Raw genomic sequence first — 14239 nt, 5'->3', positions numbered from 1 at the left:
TAGTGGACCTTGTGCCCGTAGCGCACGACAGGTATTTGATGGATGCTGTTCAGGCAGACAGGTACTTGGAAGAGCCATAGATCGATTTGTATTCGAGGTAGGCGTTGATCCCTTCCGGGCCCAGCTCCCGGCCAATGCCGGAGTCTTTGAATCCACCGAAGGGGGCACCGAGGTCAAGGGTGTAGTAATTCAGGCCGATCGTCCCGGTGCGCACCCTTCGTGCGACCGACAACGCCCGATCTTCGTCGGCGCTCCACACTGACCCGCCGAGGCCATAGTTGCTGTCATTGGCCATTCGCACGGCATCCTCGTCATCATCGAACGGGATGAGCGCCATAACCGGCCCAAAGACTTCCTCCCGAGCGAGACGGTCATTGTTGTCAACGTCGGCGAACACGGTGGGCTGGACAAACCAACCTCGGTCCAACGCGGCCGGGCGCCCGCCGCCAGCAACGAGCCGGGCAGTGGAACTTTTCGCTGTTTCGATATGGCCCAAAACCCGTTCGAGGTGCCCTTGGGTGGCCATCGGGCCCATTGTTACGGATGGATCAAGAGGGTTCCCGAGCTTGTACGAGTCGGCAAAACTGGCAACGGCATCCACAACCTCCTCATACCGGGAACGCGCGATCAGGATGCGGGATTGGGTGGTGCACGTCTGGCTGTTGTTCAGGAACGAGGCATTGTCCAGCCCGGACAGGAAGGTCTCGATACTGCCGTCCTCGAGGAAAACGGCTGCCGATTTTCCACCGAGTTCGAGTGTGCAGCGGCGGATAAGGCGTCCGCATTCTGCGCCGATGATCCTGCCCGCTTCGGTTGATCCGGTGAATGCGATCTTGTCAACGAGTGGGTGTGAAACGAGTGCGGCGCCGGCATCACGATCGCCGAGGACAATGTTGAGCACCCCGTCGGGCAGTCCTGCCTCCCGGGCGGCCTCAGCAAATACATAAGAGTCCAGCGCGGTTTCCGGGGATGGTTTGAGAACGACAGTGCAGCCGGCGGCCAGGGCAGGGGCAATCTTGAACATCGCCAATGCCTGCGGGAAGTTCCAGGGTGCTATGGCACCGACCACGCCCACTGGTTCGCGACGGACGATTGTTGAACCTGCCTGGCTTGGACGTACCTCTTCCAAAGGGAGGGCTTCTATTACATCGGCATAGATTCTCAGAAGGGCGGAGGGGGCACCGCCATTGAGCATCTGCGACAACCCGATGGGCATGCCGTTTTCCCTGCTGACGAGCTTTGACGTATCAGTGGCACGGCGTTCGAGCGCCTCGGCAAATTTGCGGAGCGTTGCGGCCCGTTCGGCGGCGGTTGACCTGCCCCAGGGACCGTTATCGAGGGCACCCCGCGCAGCCTTTACGGCCGCATCAATATCGGCTTCCGAGCCTAACGCTGCGGCACCGATGACCTCGCCTGTGGCCGCCTCTATCTGGTGCTGGATGCGGACAGTGCTGGGTTCGGCCCACTCTCCGTTGATGAAGAAGCGCATTCGATCGACTTCATTTGGTCGCTCAATAGTGACTGACATGGGTTCTCCTAGCTCGTAGAAAAATTTGGGGACAAAGCGGTCCGAGGAATTAGATGGCGGCACGAGCAGCGGCTTCGGTCGTTTTACGTGGATCGGGCCGGTCCTGTTGTTCGCGCTGCTGTCGCCGGACGTGGGGACGCCTAACCAGTTCGCGGATGATGAACACATCGCACAAGTGCCCCGATGCGGGAGACATTTATAGGTGATCGATAATTCGAGCTTCAGCGCTCACGCGACTCCGACCAGGGGCCTGCAAGGATCTCTCCCTGTTCATGTCTTCGGCGCGAACTGGCTTCGAGTGCATTGGCCATGGACGTCGTCGCTGTCATGATCAGCCGGCGACTTCCCGGAACTGAGCTCAGCGATAAGCCGAGTGCCTGCCACAACCTTCAGGCACTTCCGCAGCATGGGAATGTGCTCCGTAGGGCCAGACGTGTGCTGCATGACAGTATCCCGTGGTTACCTGGTGAGAGCGGGTTGCATCTTTCCCGCAATGTGCCCGTGCTGTGTGGCATACCGCCGCTGGGAGGTGTACTCGGCGTGGGCATTGGCGCTTAAGGGTCCCTATGTGTTTCATCAGTCTTTCCATCGAGGCCGCTGTTGCATCCTTGCAACTGCTTCCAGTGTGGTCTTTTTCGGTGGAGCAGAAACGGGTCAGATGACCCCATCTGATACCTGTATTGTTTTGTGCATCACAGGAGGAACATGAGTACCGACGCACTTGTCGGCCGTTCACACGACGGCCATCATCTGACGAGCTTCATCGGACGGCGTCGCGAGCTAACTGAAGCCCGTGAGCTGATGTCACGCTCCCGGCTTCTGACTCTGGCGGGTCCTGGCGGCGTCGGTAAGACGCGTCTGGCGCTGGAGTTGGTTTCTCGGGTCCGCAAGGCATTCAGCGATGGTGTCTTCATCGTGGAGCTCGCCGAGGTGGAGGACGGCGCAATGGTTGGATCTCACATAGCCGCTGCACTGCGGCTGCCGGACCAGTCCAACCGGTCATCCCTGCAGAGGATCGCAGACTATGTCCAGGACCRGCATCTCCTTCTCGTTCTCGATAACTGCGAGCATCTACTCGATGCAGTGTCCGTCCTGGCCGCCCGACTCCTTGATCGAGCTGCGAGATTGAGGATTGTGGCCACGAGCCGGGAGCCTCTGGGCATCTTCGGGGAGCAGGTCTACAACGTGCCTCCTCTTGCAGCTCCCGTCCATACAGCCGCGGAAGGTATGACAATCGAGTCCTTCGACGCTGTCCGCCTGCTCATAGACCGGGCTCGTAGCGTGGATCCTACCTTCGAAGTTACCGAGGGTAATCGGCTGGCTGTGGCACAACTGTGCCAGAGACTGGACGGGATCCCTTTGGCGATCGAACTTGCAGCGACCCGGCTGCGTTCAGTGTCAGTTGTTCAACTCATCGAGCGGCTTGACAAGCGGTTCGATATTCTGACTGGCGGCAGCCGCGCGGCATTACCAAGGCAGCAGACCCTCAGGGCACTGATCGATTGGAGCCACGAACTCTGCAGTTCAGATGAGCGGCTGCTGTGGGCGCGCCTCTCAGTCTTCCCGGGCGGCTTCGAGGTAGAGGCTGCCGAAGAGGTTTGCGGGTTTGGCCAGCTGACACGCGAAGGCGTGCTCGATCTGATTGACCACCTTGTGGCTAAGTCGCTTGTCGTCGCCGAGAACGTTTACGGCACCCAAACGGGAGGCAGCGTCCGGGTTCGGTACCGCCAGCTCATGACCTTCCGCGAGTATGGTGCTGAGCTTCTCGAATCAGTCGGGGAGTCCACGGACATGCGGCGCCGCCAGCGTGACCACTACCTGACCCGGGCGGCTGCCACAGTGAAGAATTGGTGCGGCCCGCACCAGGCCGAACGGCTGATGGCGGCGCGGCGTGACCATCCGAACCTTGTGTCTGCGCTGGAGTGGTCGGCCTCGACTCCGGGGGAGGAACGCGCGGGGCTGCACCTCGCCGCCCTGCTCAGGTACCACTGGACGGCCGGCGGGAACCTTGCCGAGGGCAGGCGATGGCTGGACCGCCTACTTAAGTTAGCAACCGAACCGAGCCCTGAACGAGGAGCCGCACTGTGGGTTGGAGCCTGGATCTGCCTCGTGCAGGGTGACAGGGAACAAGCGCGGGAGCACGTTGCCGAATGCCGGCTGATCGCAGAGAGCCTCAACGACAGGGCACTGGCGGCCCATGCAGATCATTGGGAGGCCCTTTGTGAGGTATTCGACGATCACTTGGACCGCGCCATGGGGCTTTTTACCGCAGCTGTCGGCGTTCACCGCCAAGTGGGCGATACGGCGTCGGCCCTCTACGCCTTATTTCTGCTGGCTTGGACTCAAATGTACGCCGGTCGCACCGGGGATGCCCTGGCCACCTGCCGGGAGGTCTTGAAGGTAAGCGATAGTTACGGAGAACGATGGGCCCATGCCTACGCTGATGCCGTGATGGGGCTGTGCCAGTGGCACGTTGGGGAACTGGATGCGGCGAGGCAATCACAGATCGCAGCACTCGAAATACAACGAGACTTCCCCGACGGCCTTTGCATCGCTCTGACAATTGAACAAATGTCCTGGACAGCTGCCTCGGGCGGACACTACGAATCCGCAGCCGTTCTCTACCATGCAGCCCGGGCCGTATGGAGTGGGATAGGAACCACTATCTCGGCGTTCGGCCCTCTGGAGAAGGACTTCGAGCAGATGGCGACCAAGGTGCGACGCGAGCTCGGGGAAAGGGAATTCAAGGTCCTCACTGCCCGCCCTGAACCCTCTCAGGAGCAAGCCATCGAGCTTGCACTAGGCGCAGCCCGCACAGGGTACGCCTCGACAGGTACCCCACAGCCCGGCCTCACGAAAGTAAGTACCAAGCGCCGTAACGGCACGGCTGAGACCCCAGACGGCTATGGGAAGCATGGAGGTACCGCGCTCACTCAGCGAGAAGCTCAAATCGCCGGCCTGGTTTCCCAGGGGCTCAGCAATAAGGAGATCGCAGCCCAACTCGTGGTGTCACCCCGAACGGTTGGAGGGCATATTGAGCGTATTTTGGCGAAACTTGGTTTCAACTCACGCACTCAAATTGCATCGCTGATGTCTGGTCCGGCCGGGGCGGGACTGGTAGGCCGAAAGAATAGTTCATCACACGGCCAAACGTAGGTGCAGCGCGATTAAACGGAGCCCGTCTGTCTGACTCACGCGGGGTCCGGCACGCGATGGTGCTGGACCACCCCCAAGGTCTCCGTTACAAAGCAGTGTTTGCATTTGGCGGCCTAAAAACCGGCCTGTCCAGACATGCAGCCATGGGACGACCCGCCCCGCTGACCTGCAAGTAGAGGACATAACCTCCGCTAGGCGAGCAGAGGAACAGGGGTGGGAGCTGCTTCAAAAACAGTCTTGCATCGCATGGGAACAAAAATGTGCCTAATTGTGGACCAATGAAGCCGTGAGTAAAGTGTGAGGAATTCGAGCCACACTCAACGGAGAGGTGCCATAAATGTCAGAAAAATGTAATCCGGATCCACTATTCTCACCGTTACTGGTAAATAAGAAATGGATTCGTAATCGTTTTGTACTGCCAGCGATGCAACGGAAAACGCGTGATTATGCGCCGACCCTTGGCATGGCAGATACCCTGCGAAAGTGTGCCGAAGATGGCGCAGGTCTAATAATCGCCGAAGGGGCAGCACCAGATCATCCTGCGGCCTACTGGCAGCCCGTTTTCGGCATCATCGGCCAAGAGACCGCAGAGGGTTGGCGTCGCGTCGCGAAGGCCGTAACGGCAACAGGCGCGGTATTTCTTATGCAACTATGGCATCCCGGCGCTTTGCGGCTAGTAGTCGATGGAATCCCAAATCCTTTTCCGAATTACCCCTCACTAAGCCCCTCCGGCTTGGTTCAGGAGGGTCGCATTAACGGCTTAGCGATGACCAGTCAGGACCTCGAAGACACAAAGGCAGCATATGTGCAGAGCGCCATTATCGCCCAAGAGGTAGGAGCGGACGGCATCGAAGTCCATGGCGCCCACGGATACCTATTGGACCTCTTTCTTTGGCATGAAACGAATAAGCGCGAAGATGAATATGGCGGGGCGACCTTAGTCGAGCGCGCACGCTTTCCTGAGGAGATCGTAGCTGCCATTCGTGAGGCAACAGGGGCAGACTTCATAATTTCATTCCGGTTCTCACAGTGGAAGGAAGTGGACTACGGTGCCAGGATCGCTGATCATCCAGATGACCTCCGTCCATTCATCCAGCGCCTTGAGCGAGCCGGAGTGAACCTGTTCCACGTATCCACACGCCGGTTTGATGCCCCGGCATGGCCTGAATTAGACCCAGAGCGCAGCCTTGCTTCGTGGGTGAAGACCATGACTACCGTCCCGGTCATCGCCATCGGCAGTGTCGGCCTAAGTACGGATCTCGCCCAGGACATTTTCGATGATCAGGAACCCGAGCTTCAGGTCGAGCAGGACCTGGCTCGGGTCCGACGCGGCCTCACAGCAGCTGACTTCGACTTTATTGGCGTAGGCCGGGCGCAAATCGCGAATACTGACTTCGTTGCTCGCGTTCGTAACAACCAGTTGTCTGACCTCCGGAATTTTCGCAAGTATGTCGATCTCAGCGAAGCATATGAATCCTACGTGCACGAAGGTCAACTCGTGGACCAGTCGAGAAAGACCGTCTAAGGCAGAGCCGTTCGCGACGGCGAGCATCCTAAGCCGTGGCAACGTCTGAGCGTTCGTGATGGGTAACCACGAAGACCCGTTGCGCGTGCTTCATCCGAACTGACCGGTCTGCTCAGCCATGCAAATACCGGCACCGATGTGGTAGGCGCTCTCCCGAAGGGCTGCCTTCACAGGTCCGAGTCCAGAGCAGATATGGATAGCAGGGGCTTGGCTGACACAAGCACCGTTCAAGGACTATACCGACTATCTGCCGGCAAGCTTCAGGCTATCGCCGCTCATCGGATCACAGATCACACTGTCATCCCTGATCAAGTTTTCCGGACGCGAGCAGTAACGTCACCGCGCCGACAGAATCCGCGGCGGCAGCTGTTATCCCCTACCACATCACCGCCCAGTCCCGGCGGTTCTGGGAGACGCTAACTTCTTGAGCGACCAACTCCGTGGAGCAGGCAAAACTTCCGGCCTTGAAGCTGGTGTTCCTAGACCAAGGGCATGCTCTCAGGGCGCTTGCCCACTCGTGGTGCCAATTTTTTCAGGTAGGTCCCGACATCACAATATTCAGCGGCTTGCTGCCGCACGCCGGATCCCCGGCATCACAAAGGAGTTTTATGTGAACATCTCAACCACAGATCCCAGCACAAGTTCTGAACAACATAAGATCGACGGCTGGCGTGCGACAAGGTTGATTTCTACCCTGATCGTGGCCACGGTGACCTTTCAGCTGACCGCCAGCATGGTCACGCCGGCACTTCCTCAGATGGCCGCCGCCTTCGGTGAGGGACCGGCCGGCGCGGCACCCCTTCAATCGATGTTCTTTCTCTCCGCCGCAATTGCAGTGCCCGTCATCGGACGTTGGAGCGACTTCATCGGTCGCCGTGCCGCCATGCTTGTAGCCCTCGGCACCGTTGTTGCCGGCACCATCCTGGGCATAGTGGCTCCGACGTTGCCCCTGCTCGTTATGGGAAGAATCCTGCAGGGAGCAGGCGGCGCCATGTTCACCCTGGCCTACATCGTCCTCAACGAAAACCTGAACGCGAGAGTCTTTGGGGTATCGCTGGGTATTGTGGCAGCGATCAGCGGTGGAGTCGGCGGTCTGGACGGCTTCGCCGGTGGACTCCTGACCGAAGCCCTCGGCTTCAGATCAATTTTCGTCGTGGTGCTGGTCGTGGCAGCAATCGCTGCCGTGTGCATCCTAAAGGTTGTCCCTCAAGGCCGGCCTCAAGGCGTGAGCGGCAGCATGGATTGGTCGGGTGCCGGCTCCCTCTCCGTGTTCCTGATATTCCTGACATATTTCGTTTCTGAAGGTTCCTCCGCGGGATGGACGTCTCCGATCTCACTGGCACTTCTTGTCGGAACAGTGGTCACTTTCGCGGCTTTCTGGGCTATAGAAAAGAGGCGCAGGCACCCCCTTATCGCCGTCCACTACCTGCGTTCCCGGCAGTTCTGGCCTGTTATCGCTACCAGCCTGCTCGCCCTCGCCGGCATGTTCGCCATGCTTAATTTCACCGTGGTGGTTCTTAGCCAGGACCTCCAACATGGCTTCGGACTAAATCCCTCCCTTGCGGCCTTGCTGTTCCTGGCCCCGCCAGCTCTGCTCGGCGTTTGCACTGCCCCCCTGGCCGGTTGGATCGCCGACCGCCGCGGGTGGCTCCTAACCCTGCGGCTCGGAGCAGGCTTCAGTCTGGCCTTCGGCATTGTCGCAGCGGCTTTCTCCGACAATCTCTTTGTGATTATTTTCGCTGTTGCCGCCCTTGGCATTTCCTACACAGGCTTTCTCTTTACAAGTCTTAACGGGCTCTCTGTCGTGTTGTCCCCCAGGGAGGCCCCCGCGGCACTGCCCGGCCTTAATGGTGCCAGTTTCGGCACTGGCGCCGGTCTCGGCGTCGTGCTTGTGCAACCATTCGCCGCCCAGGCGGCTTCCGTCGGCTATGCTCCCGCGTTATGGGTTTCCGTCGGCATTGCAGCCGCAGCCTGCCTCGTCTCCTTCTTGGTGGCGGCACCCAACGGCGAAAAGCTCTGAGACCCTAGCCCGGGGGTTTCATGACGGGTCGCTGAGGCCCGATCCGACACCCAAAATGTGCACAATGTACACACCCCCGAAAACAGCCAGTTCAACTCATTGCGGCCACGAGCGGCGCCCACATCACAGGGGCGCGGCACTTCTTTGTGCTGACAAAATTCTTCTCCCTTGAAATCGGGATCATCACCATGATCACGGGGGGATTTGTCGGGGCGGAGACGGGTAATCCCTGTCAGGCGACTACTGGGACTAACTGGGTGCTTGCGACAGCCTTCAGGGTGAACCCCTCGGTTTCTGCCTGGTCGCGGGTGATGCCCGTGCCGGCGGCGAGTAGTTTGCGGGCGGCCATATGGTCCGCGGGCGCGTTGACCGATTCCACAGCCGTGAGGACGCCGTCCCTGAAGCAGAGGACGGAGAACTTAGCTGCCGCCTGATCACCCAGGACCAGCGTGTCGTCATCGGGTCGTGCGAGCCCTGCCATCTGCAGCCGGTATGGGCCCTGTGTGGACCAGAACCAAGGCAGCTCCGTGTACGGGTGGTTAGCCCCTAGGACCGTGCGTGCGGCATGACGGGCCTGATCGGTGGCATTCTGGACCGACTCCAGACGCAGACGGACCTGGGCGTGTGCGCTGGGGAAACTGGCGCAGTCGCCGATCGCCAGAACGGCAGGGTCCGCTGTGCGCAGCGTTTCATCGACAACGATGCCGTTGCTGGTTTCGAGGCCGGCGTCCGAGGCCAGGGTGTCGTTGGGCTGAACGCCGATGCCCACGAGGACCAGATCAGCAGGATAGGAAGCCCCTGTGGTGGACACTGCGGCTCCGACGCGGCCATCCGCGCCGGGCTCGAAGCGGTCAATGCCTTCGCCGAGGCGCAGGTCGACGCCTTGTGAACGGTGGGCGGCTGCGAACCACTCACCCATGACGGGGGTCAGTGCACGTCCCATCGGGCGAGGCGCGAATTCCAGTACGGTCACGTCGCATCCGTGGGCCAGGGCGGCGGCGGCGAATTCCAGTCCGATGAATCCGGCACCGATGATGACGATATTGCGGGCGGTGGGCAGCGCCGTGTGCAGCGCTTCTGCATCTGTCAGGGTTTTCAGTCCATGGATGCCGGACAGGGATGCGCCCGGGCAGTTCAGCATCCTGTTTCGGGCACCGGTCGCGAAGACGAGGTGGTCGTAGTCGAGTGAACCTTCGGTGAGCTTGACCTTCCGTTCCGCCCGGTCGATGGCGAGTGCCTGGGCGCCTTCATGGAGTGTGACGTTCTTGTCCACGAAAAAGGAAGCTCCGCGCAGCGGCAAGGGAGCCGGCTCCTGGCCCGGGGCCAGGTAGTCCTTGGACAGCGGCGGGCGCTGGTAGGGCAGTCCGGATTCCTCGGCGATCACATGGATCTCGCCCCCGTACCCCTCGGTCCGCAATGTATCGGCGACCTGTAGGCCGGCCTGTCCGCCGCCAATGATGACAACGCTCATGTCATTGCCCCGCTTCTAGAGTTGGCCGGCAGGGATGTCGACGACAATCCCTGTGAGTTCTGCGTCGATTTTGATCTGGCAGCCCAGCCGTGAGCTGTCCATCCGCTCCGCGGTGGCGCAGTCGAGCATTTCGTCTTCGTCGTCGCTGATCTCGGGCAGCGCCTCGGCATATTCCGGCCGCACGTAGACGTGGCATGTGGCGCACATGGCCTGCCCTCCGCACTCGCCGATGATGCCGTCAATGCCGTTGCTGACGGCGGCGCGCATCAGTGTTGTGCCTTCCTCGACCTGGAGGGTTTGCTGGGTGCCGTTTGGCTGGGTGTAGGTGACGGTGGGCATCGTTGCTCCTTGTATTCGGGGTGCTCTTAGTTCCAGGTGACGGGAAGGCTGGTCAGGCCGCGGAAGACCCAGCCGTCCCAGCTTTCATTCCGCCGTTCGTCTACGCGAAGCCCTGGGAAGCGCTTGTAGGCCATCGGTACGGCAATCTGACCGATGGAGGTCTTTGCGGCCCAGTGCCCGGCGCAGAGGTGGACGCCGCTGCCGAAAGCGAGGTGGGGGCGCTTTGGCCGGTGGATATCAAAGTCTGCTGCAGAGGCGCCGAAGTGGGCGGCGTCGTGGTTGGCGGATGCAACGACAACGCCGATCCCGGCGCCTGCGGGGATCCGGACCCCTTCCAGGACGGTTTCCCGGGTCGTTTGGCGCGGGTACATGCCGATCGGTGATTGCCACCTGACGGCTTCGTCAAACACCGACGCCCACAACGAGGGGTCGGCGAGGACCTGCGCCCGCTGTTCGTGGTGGTTGCTGAGGGCCCAGACCATGTTGGTGACCATGTGTTGGGGCTCGTTCATTCCGCCGGAGATGGTCAGCTTGACATTCGCTGCAACGTTGGATGTTGGCAGCCCGCTGTTTGCGAACGCGGACACCATCGAGGCATCCGGATTCTGCCGGTAGTAGGGGATCAGTTCCTTGAGTAAAGCATCGGCCTCCGCGGTCGAAGCGTCACACCGGTCCCAGATCGACTGATCGTCCAGGACGTTGCCCATGCCCGCGATGAAGTCGTGGGACCAGCGGCGGACCTGCTCCACTGATACATCCTTCAGCCCCAGCAGGTCAATGAGGTTCTGCGAGGCCACAGGGGCGGCATAGTCCCGGTTGAGGTCCGCCTCCTCTGGGCCAAGCTCGGCGACATTCTCAAGGTAGGTTTCGGCGTTGCGCTCAAAGACCGGGCCCCAGACTTCCTTGATGGACTTGGGACGAAGCACAGGATTTACCGGTGCCCGGTCTACTGAATGCTCCGGATCATCCTTGCGCAGCATCGGCTGGGCACCGATGGCCCGGGTCATCGTGGCGCCGGAAACGTTGGCGCTGAAGATCTCCTGGTCCTGTTCCACCGTGTGGCAGCCGGCGTAGTTGGTGACGAGGAACTTGTTAAGCTGCGGAACCCAGGCGACCGGCGACTCTGCCCGCAGCCGGGCATAGGTCGGGTAGGGATTCGATGCAAGTTCAGCCACGTCAACCCAGTCAGCCACGGCGTAGTCGACGGCGTCCTGCGAAGCGGTGGTGCGAGCTTGATCGCTGCTGCCGGGCACCGAGGCCGCGTCATCGCTTCGGGTCTCCGAGTTCCCGTGGTAGGGGCACTGTGCGGCTGGTGTCGTCATTGTTGTCTTACTCCTACTGGCACGTCGTTGTGTAGCCGGTCCTGCTGGCACTTCTTTGTGTAATCAGTGTCACAGGCAATATTTCTCTAGTAAACTGCGAATATCAGCGGAAGTATTTCGATTCTTTAGGAGAAGTGATTTTCGTGCCGAAATTCACGTTTCGTCAGCTCGAGCTCTTCGCCGCGCTGCCGGAACACACCACCCTGGGATCCGCGGCGCAACAGCTTCACATCTCCGAATCCGCGCTTTCGCATGCCGTCAGCGAGCTGGAGGCAGCGTTGGGGGAACAACTGTGCATCCGGAGGAAGGCCCGGGGCATGCACCTGACGCCGACTGGGCGCCACTTCGCGAAGCGGGCCAGGGAGCTGCTTCGAGAGGCCAGTGCGCTGGCAGAAGGATTGGGTGAGATCCGCGGCGAGCTGAAGGGGCCGGTGTCGCTGGGCTGCTATACGGGCCTGGCAAGCAACGTCCTGCCCGCCGTGCTTGAGGGCGTGGCGAGCCTGCACCCCAAGGTCGAAATCAGCATCACGGTAGGGGACCACTCTGACCTGTTGCCGGCGCTTGAAGATGGAACCCTGGACACGGCCATCGTCTATGACATTGGCTTGCCAGCGGACGTTGAGCGCAGGGTCATCTACAAGACCGAAGTCATGGCCGTTCTGGGGGCCAACGATTCACTTGCTGAAGAAGATGATGTGGATCTCGCTGATCTGTCGGCCAAGCCACTCATCATGCTCAACACGGCCCCCAGTACGGAATATACGCAGTTGATGTTCGCTCAGCGTGGGCTCAAGCCAAACGTGGGTGCAGTAGTCCCGCAAATTGATCTTGTCCGGGCGATGGTCGGGCGGGGGCTCGGCTACAGCCTCTTGATGTCGCGGCCGAATCAGATCCCGGTTTCCAGCGAGGGCAAGGGACTCGTGACCAGGCACCTTCGTCCCCACGCCGGCCAGACCTCTGTTGTTGCAGTTTGGCCCAAAGAAACGATGCTGACTGCCCGGGCACTGGCTGTCATCCAATATGCAGTCGAGGTCCTGGACGCCATTGAACCCGAATAGCGACCGCCGGGTGCCACAAGAATCACGAGCAAGGGTCGGCGCCCGCCCCATTCCTGGACGGACTCAACAGTGAGATCCTCTGCGCGGGCTCGAGCCCGGCGAAGTTTGGAGACGTCCTCAGCATCAGTAGGTCAGTCAGCCGACCTCCCAGGGGTAATCACCGACATCGATTCGAGACCTTCTCGAAGGGCGTGCGTCTATTGGGTGGCTTGATCGCTTGGTGGCCCAGTCCTCCCGTTTGCGCGCTATCGCAGCGAGATCCTCAAACGCCCTGCCCGCCGCGAGGACGAATTCCACGTCTCGGCGGGCGCATAACGATCGATGAATTCGAAAGCAATTCCTGATCCTGTCTGGGCGGGTGTGGGTGTCGGTGGCCCGCCCGTTGCCTGCTGGCCCATCTGCTCCCCCGCGCTGCGTCAAGGGCGCCGAGGTTCTGGCTGGCGGCTATCAGCCCGAAGGTGCGGTTTCTTCTGGGCCCCAACAGTGCTCGCCGGTCTGCTCCTAGGATCAGGCTGCGTTGCGTGCTGGCTCTCGAGTGGACGCCTGGATAATGACCACGTGGTTCCGGAAGCAGGAACGCTCTCTTACCAGGCGGACCGCTCCCGGGATTCCCCGAACGGCACTTCTTCACTGAGTTCTAGAACGTACCGGCCTGCGTGATGGCGGGTGACCAAAATGCCGGCGGGCCGGCGGCTCAGAGCCACTTCGACGAGCGACGACTCAGCCTCGTTCAGTAACTTGTCGACAAGATTTGGGTCAGCAGTGGACACCTCGCGCCACTCTTCCGAATATTCCGGGAGGGAAGGGCTTTGATCGTGTACCGCGGATCTGGTCGGATTCGGGTTGGGGAGTAGCGTCAGATGGGACATAGTGTGACGCCATCCCCGCGCAGGAACAGCCGGCGGTCAGCCGTTCCGTTCTCGATCACCCAAATCAGATGCCCGCGGTCTCCGACCGCGTCTACCCATCCGGCGTACTGGAGATCCCCCAGACACACCTCGACGCCGTCGCCTGGGCTCAGGTATTCCCACTGGTGGATGCGCCGCTGGGTGGGCCGTGGCTGAAGCGTGGCTCCAGCATTCATCGCATACTCACTTTTTGTCCCTCCGGTTCCTTGTGAGTGGGTTGGATGCGGCGGCCGCACGTTTTGCACGTGCGGCCGCCGCAGGTGATGGAAAGGAAGCGTCAGATGATGGCGGCCTTCAGTTCTTTGGCGGCCAGGCTGGGATCCGCGGCTCCGTAGATTGAGCCGCCCGCTACGGCCACGTCCGCCCCTGCCCGCTGGACAGCGTTGATCGTCGAGAGGTTTACTCCTCCGGCTACTGAGAAGGGGACGCGCGCTTCTTCGCCGGCGGCCAGGAGCCCCTTGAGGTCATAGCCGGGCTGTGACTGCTCATCAAGGCCGGCGTGGAATTCCACGAACTTGGCGCCAAGGGCACGCGCTTCCTTGGCGCGGGAGACTTTATTGGATATCCCAATGAGGTCCACAACGATGCCTTTGCCGTGCGCACGGGCGGCTTTCACGGCGCCGGCGATGGTCGAGTCGTCTGCACTGCCCAAGACTGATACCAGGTCGGCGCCGGCTTTGAAGGCGATGTCGGCCTCCAATTCTCCGGCGTCCATGGTCTTCATGTCAGCGAAAACGATTTTGTCGGGGTGGGCATTCTTGATGGCGGTGACAGCGGAGAGGCCTGCAGCCTTTATCAGGGGTGTTCCGAGTTCGATGATGTCCACGTATTCGGCTACTTTGGCGGCCAATTCGAGGGCGTCTTCGACGGTGAGGAGGTCCATTGCAACTTGGAGTTTCATGATCGGCTCTT

General features: G+C 60.7%; 9 protein-coding genes. 4 read left to right on the top strand and 5 right to left on the bottom strand.

What is annotated here, in order from left to right:
* Nucleotides 1-49: 49 nt before the first annotated feature.
* On the bottom strand, nucleotides 50-1528 hold the full coding sequence (locus AC1DZQ_RS15245) for an aldehyde dehydrogenase (protein ID WP_476868235.1): 1479 nt from the start codon (nucleotides 1526-1528) through the stop codon (nucleotides 50-52).
* A 705-nt stretch (nucleotides 1529-2233) separates the two neighbouring features.
* Between AC1DZQ_RS15245 and AC1DZQ_RS15240 the strand changes: the two genes are divergently transcribed.
* From AC1DZQ_RS15240 to AC1DZQ_RS15230, 3 genes are all read left to right on the top strand, one after another.
* On the top strand, nucleotides 2234-4684 hold the full coding sequence (locus tag AC1DZQ_RS15240) for a LuxR C-terminal-related transcriptional regulator (RefSeq protein ID WP_476964297.1): 2451 nt from the start codon (nucleotides 2234-2236) through the stop codon (nucleotides 4682-4684).
* Nucleotides 4685-5021: 337 nt separating this feature from the next.
* Complete coding sequence (locus AC1DZQ_RS15235) at nucleotides 5022-6209, top strand: oxidoreductase (RefSeq protein ID WP_476868233.1); 1188 nt, start codon at nucleotides 5022-5024, stop codon at nucleotides 6207-6209.
* 616 nt (nucleotides 6210-6825) lie between these two features.
* Nucleotides 6826-8229, top strand: a complete 1404-nt coding sequence (locus tag AC1DZQ_RS15230; protein ID WP_476952830.1) for an MFS transporter — start codon at nucleotides 6826-6828, stop codon at nucleotides 8227-8229.
* Between the two features lie 232 nt (nucleotides 8230-8461).
* On the opposite strand, the gene AC1DZQ_RS15225 is transcribed toward AC1DZQ_RS15230, so the two are convergent.
* From AC1DZQ_RS15225 to AC1DZQ_RS15215, 3 genes are read right to left on the bottom strand one after another with little or no spacing between them, the layout of a single operon-like run.
* Nucleotides 8462-9700, bottom strand: a complete 1239-nt coding sequence (locus tag AC1DZQ_RS15225; RefSeq protein ID WP_476946728.1) for an NAD(P)/FAD-dependent oxidoreductase — start codon at nucleotides 9698-9700, stop codon at nucleotides 8462-8464.
* A 15-nt stretch (nucleotides 9701-9715) separates the two neighbouring features.
* Nucleotides 9716-10039, bottom strand: coding sequence for a 2Fe-2S iron-sulfur cluster-binding protein (locus AC1DZQ_RS15220; RefSeq protein ID WP_028276580.1), 324 nt, complete (start codon nucleotides 10037-10039; stop codon nucleotides 9716-9718).
* 26 nt (nucleotides 10040-10065) lie between these two features.
* A complete protein-coding gene (locus AC1DZQ_RS15215) occupies nucleotides 10066-11361 on the bottom strand; it encodes a cytochrome P450 (protein WP_476946727.1) in 1296 nt (431 codons plus the stop codon).
* A gap of 134 nt (nucleotides 11362-11495) precedes the next feature.
* Between AC1DZQ_RS15215 and AC1DZQ_RS15210 the strand changes: the two genes are divergently transcribed.
* Entirely contained in the window at nucleotides 11496-12419 is a 924-nt protein-coding gene (locus tag AC1DZQ_RS15210; protein ID WP_476952681.1) for a LysR substrate-binding domain-containing protein, read from the top strand.
* Between the two features lie 1185 nt (nucleotides 12420-13604).
* Here AC1DZQ_RS15210 and hxlA read toward each other — a convergent pair.
* The gene (gene hxlA, locus AC1DZQ_RS15205; protein WP_476946726.1) at nucleotides 13605-14228 is read right to left on the bottom strand and encodes a 3-hexulose-6-phosphate synthase; all 624 of its coding nucleotides are present in this window, start codon (nucleotides 14226-14228) and stop codon (nucleotides 13605-13607) included.
* Nucleotides 14229-14239 lie beyond the last annotated feature (11 nt).

This window comes from Arthrobacter sp. P1_C12_2 (assembly GCF_056406415.1).
Note: the sequence above shows the minus strand (reverse complement) of the source record. Positions and strands in the feature narration are given on the sequence as shown.